The sequence below is a fragment of the Methylobacterium sp. GC_Met_3 genome (assembly GCF_026540775.1).
Taxonomy (GTDB): domain Bacteria; phylum Pseudomonadota; class Alphaproteobacteria; order Rhizobiales; family Beijerinckiaceae; genus Methylobacterium.
Genome location: NZ_JALNUL010000087.1, coordinates 1 through 10,453 on the forward strand (window position 1 = coordinate 1; position 10,453 = coordinate 10,453).

The 10,453-nt window shown below is 65.1% G+C and carries 9 protein-coding genes; 7 read left to right on the top strand and 2 right to left on the bottom strand.

The annotated features are described in order from the left end of the window. Nucleotides 1–510 precede the first annotated feature (510 nt). The 3 genes from OXS27_RS30605 to OXS27_RS30615 all read left to right on the top strand — a co-directional run bounded on the left by OXS27_RS30605 (nt 511) and on the right by OXS27_RS30615 (nt 3,620). On the top strand, nt 511–927 hold the full coding sequence (locus OXS27_RS30605; RefSeq protein WP_267361403.1) for a MucR family transcriptional regulator: 417 nt from the start codon (nt 511–513) through the stop codon (nt 925–927). A 146-nt stretch (nt 928–1,073) separates the two neighbouring features. Continuing rightward, entirely contained in the window at nt 1,074–1,322 is a 249-nt protein-coding gene (locus OXS27_RS30610; protein WP_267361405.1) for a hypothetical protein, read from the top strand. Between the two features lie 525 nt (nt 1,323–1,847). Next, nucleotides 1,848–3,620, top strand: coding sequence for a PAS domain S-box protein (locus OXS27_RS30615; protein WP_267361407.1), 1,773 nt, complete (start codon nt 1,848–1,850; stop codon nt 3,618–3,620). A gap of 120 nt (nt 3,621–3,740) precedes the next feature. On the opposite strand, the gene OXS27_RS30620 is transcribed toward OXS27_RS30615, so the two are convergent. Both OXS27_RS30620 and OXS27_RS30625 read right to left on the bottom strand, forming a co-directional pair. Next, nucleotides 3,741–4,529, bottom strand: a complete 789-nt coding sequence (locus tag OXS27_RS30620) for a Crp/Fnr family transcriptional regulator (RefSeq protein WP_243923498.1) — start codon at nt 4,527–4,529, stop codon at nt 3,741–3,743. Between the two features lie 69 nt (nt 4,530–4,598). Then, entirely contained in the window at nt 4,599–5,696 is a 1,098-nt protein-coding gene (locus OXS27_RS30625; RefSeq protein ID WP_267361409.1) for a two pore domain potassium channel family protein, read from the bottom strand. A 555-nt stretch (nt 5,697–6,251) separates the two neighbouring features. On the opposite strand from OXS27_RS30625, the gene OXS27_RS30630 reads away from it, so the two are divergent. From OXS27_RS30630 to OXS27_RS30645, 4 genes are all read left to right on the top strand, one after another. Then, a complete protein-coding gene (locus OXS27_RS30630; protein WP_267361411.1) occupies nt 6,252–7,409 on the top strand; it encodes a peptidoglycan-binding protein in 1,158 nt (385 codons plus the stop codon). Nucleotides 7,410–7,746: 337 nt separating this feature from the next. Beyond that, nucleotides 7,747–7,974, top strand: a complete 228-nt coding sequence (locus OXS27_RS30635; protein ID WP_267361413.1) for a hypothetical protein — start codon at nt 7,747–7,749, stop codon at nt 7,972–7,974. A gap of 299 nt (nt 7,975–8,273) precedes the next feature. Beyond that, on the top strand, nt 8,274–9,449 hold the full coding sequence (locus OXS27_RS30640; RefSeq protein ID WP_267361415.1) for a zinc-dependent alcohol dehydrogenase: 1,176 nt from the start codon (nt 8,274–8,276) through the stop codon (nt 9,447–9,449). 18 nt (nt 9,450–9,467) lie between these two features. Beyond that, complete coding sequence (locus OXS27_RS30645; RefSeq protein ID WP_267361417.1) at nt 9,468–10,067, top strand: hypothetical protein; 600 nt, start codon at nt 9,468–9,470, stop codon at nt 10,065–10,067. The last annotated feature ends 386 nt before the right edge of the window (nt 10,068–10,453 follow it).

Here is a 10,453-nt window from a genome sequence, read left to right on the forward strand (position 1 = left end):
CCCAGCCGATTAGAAGTTGCACTAACATGATTTATTGTCCCTCGGTGATTGAAGGCAACCGGCGGCACCAGTTGGGGCTTGAAGAGATCGTCTGACATGCTTCTGCTTCAACGCAGACGGCGGGACCACCACCCGGGGCAAGGCGTGCAAGGCGCGCCGCGTTTTAGTGTGCGATCGACGCCAGGATTTTGCGGACGGCATCGATCCGAACAAAGGCTCAATTTCTGAAGCTGCGAGGGCCGATGGTAGGGATCGCGCCTGAATGGCGACGCACTCCGTGATGCCGGTGGAGGATCGCGGCGAAAAGCCAAGCTGTCAGTATCTGCTCCAGATTGTCGATTTAAGAGTTTGGTTCGAGCAATTACCACTTGCCGTATCAAATCAAACTTAAATTGTCCCCGCATAATAATTGTAGCTTCTGATAGAACTTTATCGGCTGTTCAAGTTAATCATCACAATAATAGAATCAATATGACCACTACTAGAAAATCGATCGAGGGATTAGGATTCATGACGCAAATTAATACCAGTCGTCCCGTCAGCACTTTGGACGTGGCCGGCACTATCGTTTCGGCTTATGTTGCCAACAATTCCTTGACTATGTCCGAGCTTCCGAGCCTCATCGGCTCTATCCGTGCGGCGTTGAACGGTCTTGCGAACGGAGCGGCAGAGGACACGCCGATCAAGACCAGCACCAAGGCGACACCCGCGCAGATCCGCAAGTCGGTCACGCCGGGTGCGCTGATCAGTTTTATCGATGGCAAAGGCTACAAGACGCTGAAGCGGCACCTGACTGGTCACGGGCTCGACCCACGCAGTTACCGTGCGCGCTATGGCCTGCCTGTCGACTACCCAATGGTCGCGGCGAATTACGCCGAGAAACGCTCCGCCCTTGCCAAGGCCATCGGCTTGGGAGAGCCGCGCTAGGCTCTCTGGGCGGCGTCGGCGGCCAGCGGGCGCCGCAAACTGCACTGAACTGCAGCGTCGGAAGAGCCGACAGATTATGCGCACTCGGCCGATCCGACCCTTGCCGAGCCCCCTAAATTTGCTCGCCCGATTAGGCAGAGCCATAAATGCCCCGCTACTTCTTCCACATCGATGGAACGCGTCACTACGTCGATACAGACGGAGTTGATCTTGAGGATCTAGGGGCCGCCAGGATGGAGGCCTTAAGGATCATTCGCGAGTTGATGATCGATAACGTCATGGATGACCTTTGGTCCGGCGGTGAATGCGTCATGACGGTTACCGATGCAGCCGCGCGGAATCTGTTCAGCATTCGGCTCTCAACGGCTCAGCGGACCGGTGCTGGTTGCGATTGAGATTTTCCGCCGTCATTCAACTGTGTCCGTCTGCAGACCTGCCCGCGTTCGGGGCGCGCAATGCTGCATAACCGATATTTCAATCACTGGCGCAGCTCACGGAACAATCAGCGCCCACGCGATCGAAGACCAGAAAGCAACTCTTTTCAGGCTCGAGAAGCGCTTTGCCGAGGATGCCATCGCGGCCGACCCGGGTAAGCTTATCTGATATGAGTCGAGATCATCGCCATCGACTGGCCAACCAAAGCTCGCACGTGTTCGATTGAGAGATCCGCCTTCTAACCTATTTGATTTTTTGCCTCCACAACAGATCCAACGATGTGGCAAGCGATGATGGCCAAAGATCTGGGCCGTGCGCCGACATGCTGCTCCGACGCGAGTCTGGGAGGTCGACAACGTGGAGGCCGGAGATTTCCTCACGGGTGGCGGTCAGGTTGCCATCCGCATCCGCGAGCATGACTGGAGGTCGACGCCGCTCGGTCCGATCGAAACATGGCCCCAAGCGCTCCGGTACACACTGAGCGCATGCTCAACTCGGCCTTTCCGACCTACCTTGCCTGGGGGCCGGACCTGATCAGCTTCTACAACGACGCCTACCTGCCGATCCTCGGCATCAAGCCCGAGGCGTTGGGGCGTCCCTTCCCCGAGGTGTGGGAGGAGTCGTGGGAGCAGGTCGGACCTGTGACGGAGCGGGCGCTGCGGGGTGAAGCCAGTTATTTGCAGGACTACAGCGTTACAGTGGATCGCCATGGCACGCGGGAGCAGAGCGTCTGGACGTTCGCCTATTCGCCGGTGCGGGACGCAGGCGGCAGCGTGCAGGGTGTGCTCTGTCACGTCCATGAAACCACCGCCCGGTTTCAAACGGAGCAGCGTCTCCGGTCCGCCTTGCGGGAGATTCAGACGCAACAGACGCGCTTCGACGCTCTGATCGAGCATCTCCGGTTCGGGGCTGGGCTGTTTGACATCGAAGCGCGAGCCCTGCTCACCAATCCGCTCCTTCGAGAATATCTCCCCGGCGGCAGGCTCCCCTCCCTCGATCCGGAGGTGCAGCCGCACTGGACCGGCTTCGACCCGGAGAGCGGGGTCTTGAGCCCGCACGATTATCCGTTCGCACGGGCGATGCGGGGCGAGCTTACGCAGAACGTGAGCTTTCTGCATCGGACAAGGGAGGGCAACGAGTGCTGGATGCGGATCAGCGGCATTCCGGTCCACGGCGGAGATGGCCGAATTCGGCAAGTCATCGTGGTGGTGCAGAACGTCGATCGGGAAAAGCGCGCAGAGGCGGCCCTGTGTGCGGGCGAGGCCCGGTTCCGGCGCTTCGCCGAGCATTCGGCCAACGTTCTCTGGCTCGCCGATCTGGAGAGCGGGCGGCTCGATTACCTCAGCCCGGCCTTTGCACAGGTCTGGGGCATGCCTGGAAAGGACATGCCAAATACTGCAGCCTGGCTCGCGAGCGTCCACCCGGAGGACCGCGACGCCGCGGCTCAGGCGTTGGAGAGGGTCCGCGACGGTGAGACGCTGGTTCTCGAGTACCGGATCCTGCGCGCTTCGGACCATACCGTGCGCCGGATCCGCGATACCCTCTTCCCGGTCCCGGCGGAGGACGGGCATATTCGATCGGCCGGTGGGATCGCGCAGGATATCACCGTCGTGAACAGCCTGCGCGCCTACGTGGTTGCGGGTAGGGATGCCGCCCGGCAGGACCGCGTCGCCGTCCTTCAAGCCGGCGGTTACGCTGTTCAGGCCTTCGCGAACAATCAGGCCCTCCTCAAGATAGCGGGCTCCCTGATGCCAGGCTGCGTCGTGCTCGAACTGGAGGAGGCCGATGGCTTCGCGACGGCAAGCCAGCTGAAGGCCCATCGTGCGCACCTGCCTGTCGTGGCGATCGGGGCGAGCAAGGGCGATGTCGGCTTCGGCGTCCGCGCCATGAAGGCGGGGGCTATCGATTTCCTCGAAGCGCCCGGGACATCGGAGGTGCTGCTCCTGGCGGTGAGAACGGCTTTGGCCGGTATCCGCGTCGTCGCCGAGCGGTCGCGCGCGCGCGACGCATCTCGGGACCGGGTTGCAACCCTGTCGGGGCGCGAGCGCGCGGTGCTTGAGGGGTTGCTCGCGGGCGGGACCAACAAGACCATCGCCCGGACGCTGGGCCTGAGTCCGCGCACGGTGGAGATCCACCGGGCTCGGGTCATGGAGACGCTCGGCGTCCATACCCTGCCCGAGGCTGTTCTCATCGCGTCAGCTGCCGGCGTGCGCCCCGCCGAACAGAATCGCGACACCAATGAGCACGGCGACCGTTAGAAGATACGCGGCTCCTGGCCTTGACATGGTGGTGAGCGGTGAAGCACCGCCCGGCTAACCGGGACTGGGGCGATGCTCCACCTGCGCCGCACTGGCATCCACGTCGGTGGAGAGCGCTTTTCAGAGGTACCCCGCCTCGAACTCGGCGAGTTCACGCAGTTGTCGCGGCGCGAGGATCTGCAGGCGATGCCCTTGCAGCGTGATCAAACCGTTGCGCCGCAAGGTTTGCAGCACGCGGTTCACATGGACGCTCGACAGGCCAAGCGTTTCGGCCAGATCCGTCTGCGTCAACGGCATATCGAACTGACCGGCCGCAACCTGCCCGATCGAGCCGAGGCGTTCCAGCAGCTCGCACAGGAGATGGGCCATGCGCTCAGGGCCCGAGCGCATCCCGATATTGGCCATCCACTCGTGGGCCGTCGCCTCTTCGGCGAGCTTCGCCCGCTGCAACGCGAGCGCGACACCGGGATGCTCGCCGATCAGCTCAAGGTAGGCCGTGCGCGGGACCTTAGCGATCCGGCAGCGGGTCAGGGTCTCGATCGTGTGGTCGAGGGGGTAACCGTGGAGCGCGCCGCGGTCGCAGAGATCTCCGGGGATGAGATAGGCGAGGATCTGGCGCCGGCCCGACGCGCGACGCTTGTACCGGCTGACGAACCCGGCAAAGACCACGAGGGCATGGTCGGCCACGCCGTCCTGCTCCACGAGGACGGTGTGCCGCTCGACCGGCCGGACATAGCGGGCCAAGCCGACGAGCGCCGCCCGATCCGGTTCCGTCAGCGGGGCGAAGCCGTCGAGCTTGCGGATCAACGCAGAGATGGGGTCGACTCCCTCCGGCGCCGTCCGCCGCCGCGGACGTACACGTCCGGATACGGTTGGATCCATCACGGCGATCGGGACGACTGTCTCCATTGGGCTTGCTCCAAGACGGGGGCTCTATCCATCGGTCTTGACGCGCGGCGCGTGCATCCGTCCCGTCCCTTAGGACACCTCCGGTCCACGCCCTTCGACGTCCGTGCTCCGATAGGCCATCGCCGGGGCAAGCCGGGCGATGTGCGGCCACCACTGCGTGCGCAGGTCGATATAGGCCTGTACGGCCGCCTCTTCTTGGGCGACCGCAATGCCCGCCTCGGCAAGCCGGGACATGCCCCTCCCCCAATGGGCACGCCAGCGCTGTCGCTCGCGCGGATCAACGGCCTTCGTGACAGGCGGATCACCCGGCAGGAAAGTCGTTTCGAGGGTGACGACCAGCATCTGGGCCACCCGCCAGAGCGCCTCGACCGCCGCGGCTTCCTTCAACCATGCCGTATCCTCGCCGGCGAGCGTGCTGCGGATCAGCGACACGGTGTCGAGGGTGAGGTAAGCTTGCGCCGACACGGAATAATAAGGCTTCTGGAACCGGAAGTAGAACAGCACCGGGTAGAAATGGTGGGTCTCCTTCATTGCGGCCATCGCGTCGGCAAGCGCGACCAAGTGACTGTAGCCGCCGCTGAACTGCCCGCGAGGTCCGAGCCGCGCCAGCAACTCACCGGCGTCGGAGGTTTCCGCCGCGAGGATATGGAGTTGTAGCCCGAGCGCGTTGCGCTGCCGAAGGGCGCCGTAGACCTGCATGACGTAGGTCAGGACCAGCGAGGTCACCGACATCCCGATCAGCGAATTCACCAAGTAGACGAGTCGGTAGGCGTCGGTCGTAGGCTTGAAATCGCTCGCCCCGACGATCGCCATGCTGCTGCCCCCCGCATAGAGCGCAGTGAAGACACCCGTAGGCGTGGGGCCGTTGCCCGCCTGCACGCCTATCCCAAGCCCAGGGTGGATGATGAGCCCAGCGCCGAGCGTCAGGCCTACGGCCCAGAGCAGGACGTAGAGGAGGAGGATGACCGGTCCGCAGAAGGACAACACCGCTCCGCGATGCGTCCCGGCCGCATCGGCAGCGCGGCGAAAGACCATCCAGGTGAGATGCGCGGCACGCTCGGCGATCAGGCCGGTGCCGATGCGGGCGTAAAGAACAGTGAGGAAGACGTCGAGAAGAACGATCCCCATTACGAGGACGCCCGACGCGCGTTCGAGGACGGCTACCATGATCAGCCTGTCGCGAGATCCCGTGCGCCGCAGGCGTCACTCTCGTCGCGAACCGGCCGCTGCCGCCACCGTTTCCTGCGATACGTCCTTAGGGCAAACCCGATCGGAACGAGGCAGGCGGCCGAGCCTCCGGGTCCGGCCTCGGTGCTGCCAGAGACCGCCCCCCTGGCTCAGGGGCCGGCCGATAGTGCTTCTCGACGGCGCTCCAGAAGGCGCGCTTCAGGTCCGGGCACCGTTGGTTGAGGACCGCCTCGATCGCGGCGGCGGCTTCGAGCGCGCAAGCCTCGCCTTCTGCATCCGAAAAGACATCGGTCATCGCGTCCCTCCGGACCGGCGGCCAGCTGGCGCGACCTTGAGGCACAGCAGTAATCTTCGACGCTTCCCAGAACGATCCGGGCATTCCCGTAGGTTCGACTCGATTTCGATCGAACACTGCAGTAAATCATCTCGCTGCCCGGGAAATTCGCTCAGACCGGAGGCTTCCTACGGGTTCATCCGGAGGAAACTGGCGCAGGACGGCCCGGTTCGACCCTACGTCCATACCAGGAGGTCTTCATGGCACTGAAGCATGTCTTTCTCGTCAGCACGATGATCGCAACCTTGGCCGGCGGTTACGCGCAGGCTCAGCAATCGGCCGTCAGCAACCAACGCATCACCCAGGACCAGGCAGATGGGCAGGGCACACAGATTTACGTCAGCTCGGCGGGCGTCCGGCAGATCCAGCAGGCCTTGACGCAGAAGGGCTACAGCACCGGTACGGTCGACGGGCGGTGGAACCCGCAGACCGCGGCAGCGGCGCGCAGCTTCCAGCAGGCTCAGAACATGGAGCCGACCGGCACGCTCACCATACCGCTCGCTTACGGTCTTGGTCTCGAGCAGGACATCGTCCTCGGCAATCGCGACCGGCAGGGCGGCGGCCAAGGCGGCGATCAGGGGACCAAGCAAGCCGACAACCAGCGCATCGTCGTCGAGCGCGCGGACAGCCGCGGAACGCCCCTCTATGTCAGCCCGGCCGGCATCCGGCAGATCCAGCAGGCGCTGAACCAGCAGGGCTGGAACACGGGGCAGGTGGACGGACGCTGGGGGCCCGCGACCGTTCAGGCGGCGCGCAGCTATCAGCAGGCGCATGCGCTCGAGCCGACGGGACGGCTTGAGGTCGGCCTCGTGGCCGCGCTCGGCCTGACGGATTCGATCTTCTCGGCCGGGCACGGCTCAGGCCCGCAGGCCGCCAACGCGGCACGGCCGCAGCCGACCCAGGCGGCCGGCCCGGGCGGCGATCGGCAGGTCGACAACCAGCGCATCGGCGTGGAGCGCACGGACAGCCCCGGCGAGCCGATCTGGATGAATGCCGACGGCGTGCGCCAGATCCAGCAGGTGCTGAACCAGCGGGGCTATGCCGCCGGCCACCTCGACGGCAACTGGAACAACGACACCACGATCGCGGCGACGCATTTCCAGCAGGCGCAGGGCCTGGAGCCCACCGGCACGCTGACCACAAACCTGCTCGCCACGGTCGGCATGTCGCGCTGGGAGCAGGGCGAGTTCATGGGCGGCATGACGGCGCGTGCGAACACGCCGGGCAATCCGAACCCGCAGACGACCGGGTCCTTCAATGATTCGGGCGGCTCCACATCAGATAGCGGCTCCGCCAAGTCCGAGGCCTCCGCCAGACAAGGCAGCGGCGACGCGCCCGCAGCATCAGGCACGCGCTGACCCAAGCCTTGAGCGGCGGGTTCACGTCCTGCCGCCTCGGCAGCCCGCTCGGCGACGGTGTCGGGCGGGCTGATCACGGGTCTGGAGGCTAATTGCTGGCGCATCCGTCTCTAAGCGCTACGGCAGCCCTCGCGCCCGCGATGCGCTCCAAGCGGCCTCGGCCCGGCCTTCGTGGCTTCCGGGCTTGGAAACCAGACAGGCATCGTCTGTCCGGGCGGGCAGGTCCGTTCATCCGGATGGAGGCGATCGCTCACGTCACGTCGTCGTCTCGCCATCGCCCGCGTCTGGCTCCGTGTGATCGTTTCCGGTGGGTCGGCTGCACCGTGAGAGGAGCCGCATGCACAGCCCGTCCAAGCCCGTCGACGATCCGATGATGCACAAGCTGGTCGCGCTGGTGCAGGAGCGGCTGCCGAACTCGGCTCGCCGAGGCCGTCTTATCCTGTTGGAGCAGCTCCGCGCCCTCGAGCGAGAGGCGCTGGAGCACGGTGCGGATACAGGCACCCTGCGCTCGATCCGTGCCACCCAGGCCTTCGTCCGGGGATGCGATCCGCTGCCGGATTCCTGAGGATGCTCGTGACCGGTTTGCTGCCGGCCCACCTGCGAGTGCCGCGCGTCCTTCGCAGGATGATCCAGGTCTTTCCGCCCGTCTGACGCGGGGCCGAGCTGCCCGCACGGGCGGTCCTCCAGCGCGAGCCCTCTGCTCACGCCGGAGGTTTCCTAGGGGATTGTCCGCGGGAACGTGGCCGCCCCCGCCCCGGTTCGCCCCGTTGCAATACCGACCACCATCCCCGCGAGAGACCAGCCCGGATAGGCCGTACCGCCCGGATCCGGCTCTCGCACCTCATCCGATGGGAGAAGACGGCGATGCGAGCCTTGGTTTGGCACGGGAAGGAAGACATCCGCTGCGACACCGTCAGCGATCCGGAGATTGAGGACGAGCGCGACGCCATCATCAAAGTCACGAGCTGCGCGATCTGCGGCTCCGACCTGCACCTGTTCCACAACTTCGTCCCCGCCATGCTGCCGGGCGACGTCATGGGCCATGAGACCATGGGCGAAGTCGTCGAGGCCGGGCGCGGACTCAACGGCAAGGTGAAGAAGGGCGACCGCGTGGTGGTGCCGTTCACCATCGTCTGCGGCGAGTGCGACCAGTGCAAGCGCGGCTACTTTTCCGTCTGTCAGCGGAGCAACCGCAAGAAGCACCTCGCCGACAAGGTTTTTGGCCACACCACCGCGGGCCTGTTCGGCTACACGCATCTCACGGGCGGCTATCCGGGCGGCCAGGCCGAATACCTGCGCGTGCCGTTCGCCGACACGACGGTCCAGAAGGTGCCCGAGGGCATCCCCGACGAGAAGCTGCTGTTCCTCTCGGACATCTTCCCGACCGGTTGGCAGGCGGCGGTGCAGGCCGACATCCAGCCCACCGACACCGTGGCGATCTGGGGCTGCGGGCCGGTCGGCCAGATGACGATCCGTTCGGCCATCCTCCTCGGCGCCGAGCAGGTGGTCGCCATCGACTGCCTGCCGGAGCGTCTGGAGATGGCCGAGGCGGCCGGCGCCATCACGATCAACTTCGAAACGGAGAACGTCGTCGAGCGGCTCAACGAGCTGACCGGCGGCGAGGGTCCCGAGAAATGCATCGACTGCATCGGCATGGAGAGCCACGTCAGCCCCACCATGCCCGACACGGTCTACGACCGGGCCAAGCAGATCCTTCTCGCCGAGAGCGACCGGCCGCACGTGCTGCGGGAGATGATCTACGTCTGCCGACCGGGCGGCCTGATCTCGATCCCGGGCGTCTATGGCGGCCTCGTCGACAAGATCCCAATGGGCGCGGCCATGAACAAGGGCCTCACGTTCCGCATGGGGCAAACTCACGTCCAGCGCTGGACTGCCGATCTCTTGCGCCGGATCGAGGAGGAGCAGATCGATCCCTCGTTCGTCATCACGCACGAGGCTCCGCTCGACAAGGGACCCGAGATGTACCGGACGTTCCGGGACAAGCAGGACAGCTGCATCAAGGTCGTTCTCAAACCCTGACATTGCGAGAGGAAGACTATGACAAACATCTCAAGCGTCGCGAGCCTCTCGAACATCACGCGGTCCGAGGGAGATCCGAAGGTCCTGCGCTCCGGGCCGAGTTCGCGCGGCGTGCCGGACAGCCTCGCGAAGGGGCTCGGCTGGTTTAGCCTCGGCCTGGGTCTCACGGAACTTCTGGCGCCCCGAAGCATCACCCGGGCGCTCGGCATGGAGGGCAAGGAGGCGCTGGTGCGCGTCTACGGCGCCCGTGAGATCGGCAGCGGCATCCTCTCGCTGTCGGTCGACAAGAACCTCGGCCTGTGGAGCCGGGTGGCCGGGGACGGCCTCGACATTGCGACCGTGCTGACGGCGCTGCGAGAGGACAATCCGAAGCGCGGCAATGTCGTCGTGGCCCTGGCGCTGCTGATCGGCATCACGGCGGTCGACCTGATGGACGCTCAGGCCAGCATGGCGCGGCACAGCCGCAGTGTGGGACGGAAGCGCTCCTATCGGGATCGCAGCGGCTTCCCGCGCGGCGTCCAGGCATCCCGCGGCGCGGCCCGGGACTTCAAGACGCCGCCCGACCTGCGACATGCCCCGCCGCTCGCATCGGTGTCGAAGCGGACATCCGCCGCTTGAGGCACGCCTCTTCAAGTCAGCAGCTCGCATAGCCTGGGCGGCCGACCGCACCGCGCGTGCGGAATTCCAAGCCGCCCAGGTCAGCCCCGATCAATTCGACATCCGTTGTGCTGACTTCGGACGGGGCGTCGTTGGCGCAGTACCCGCCGACTTCCGCTATGCGGTCAGCCGTAGCGGAACTCCGAGTTGGGTCAGCCGTACGCGCTTATAGGGTAGCCCAGCTTGGTATGGATTTAAGGGTGTAACTGGAAACGCCTCGGTGTCTGGTTTCGAGAACCTGCCCTTCAGGACTCAATGACCGGAACTGGCGCCAAGCGGACCACCCGGTGCTGCGCGCGACGGCAATCCGGAGTGACGTAGTCTGACCGAAATCAGCAAATCCGATT

What these genes read in the sequence shown, in the direction of transcription:
- OXS27_RS30605 (WP_267361403.1), top strand. Translation starts at nt 511, where the DNA reads ATGACGCAAATTAATACCAGTCGTCCCGTCAGCACTTTGGACGTGGCC.
- OXS27_RS30610 (WP_267361405.1), top strand. Translation starts at nt 1,074, where the DNA reads ATGCCCCGCTACTTCTTCCACATCGATGGAACGCGTCACTACGTCGAT.
- OXS27_RS30615 (WP_267361407.1), top strand. Translation starts at nt 1,848, where the DNA reads ATGCTCAACTCGGCCTTTCCGACCTACCTTGCCTGGGGGCCGGACCTG.
- OXS27_RS30620 (WP_243923498.1), bottom strand. Translation starts at nt 4,529, where the DNA reads ATGGAGACAGTCGTCCCGATCGCCGTGATGGATCCAACCGTATCCGGA.
- OXS27_RS30625 (WP_267361409.1), bottom strand. Translation starts at nt 5,696, where the DNA reads ATGGTAGCCGTCCTCGAACGCGCGTCGGGCGTCCTCGTAATGGGGATC.
- OXS27_RS30630 (WP_267361411.1), top strand. Translation starts at nt 6,252, where the DNA reads ATGGCACTGAAGCATGTCTTTCTCGTCAGCACGATGATCGCAACCTTG.
- OXS27_RS30635 (WP_267361413.1), top strand. Translation starts at nt 7,747, where the DNA reads ATGCACAGCCCGTCCAAGCCCGTCGACGATCCGATGATGCACAAGCTG.
- OXS27_RS30640 (WP_267361415.1), top strand. Translation starts at nt 8,274, where the DNA reads ATGCGAGCCTTGGTTTGGCACGGGAAGGAAGACATCCGCTGCGACACC.
- OXS27_RS30645 (WP_267361417.1), top strand. Translation starts at nt 9,468, where the DNA reads ATGACAAACATCTCAAGCGTCGCGAGCCTCTCGAACATCACGCGGTCC.